The organism is Streptomyces sp. PT12 (assembly GCF_003311645.1).
In the GTDB taxonomy this organism is placed as follows: Bacteria; Actinomycetota; Actinomycetes; order Streptomycetales; family Streptomycetaceae; genus Streptomyces.
In genome coordinates this window covers 1-501 of record NZ_QEST01000230.1, presented here as the reverse complement: position 1 = coordinate 501, position 501 = coordinate 1, and the positions used below count along the sequence as shown (strand labels likewise).

General features: G+C 66.9%; 1 protein-coding gene and 1 pseudogene. Both read right to left on the bottom strand.

The features are described 5' to 3' along the window. Window positions 1-354, bottom strand: a 354-nt coding sequence (locus DEH69_RS24275; protein ID WP_181727584.1) for a DUF742 domain-containing protein, incomplete at its 3' end; no start/stop codon positions are given. A 67-nt stretch (window positions 355-421) separates the two neighbouring features. Then, window positions 422-501: pseudogene (locus tag DEH69_RS24270) on the bottom strand (roadblock/LC7 domain-containing protein); the annotation flags it as partial.

Sequence of the window (501 nt, the reverse complement as noted above, 5' to 3'; positions counted from 1 at the left end):
CGGCTCCGCGTCGTTGCCCGGCTGGTGAATGGCGACAAGCCCGGCCTCGGCGAGATCGGCGACCAGGATCCTGGCGACCCCCAGCGGCATCTGGAGGAGCGCCGACACCTCGGCGACCGACTTCACCTCGAGGCACAGATGGCAGATCCGCTGATGCTCCGGCAACAAACCCTGGAGCTGAACGGGCTCCGCCGTCGTGCTCACCAGCGCCTCGATCGCGAGCTGATACCGCGGCCGGGTCCTGCCGCCGGTCATCGCGTACGGACGCACCAGCGGCTGGTCGCCCTCGTCGTCGAACGAGCCGTAATGATGCTGAGCACCGTACGAGCCCTGCGAGGGTGGCGGGGTGATCATAGCTCCTCCGAGCGGAACATGAGGTCGACGAGGCGGAAGATGGTGCTCATGTGGGGGGAGCCCAAGGTCAGTTGAGAAGACTTCCTTGCAATTCGGCGCGGAGGTCGGGGGTCAGAACGGTACCGGCGCGATCCACCAGCAACGCCA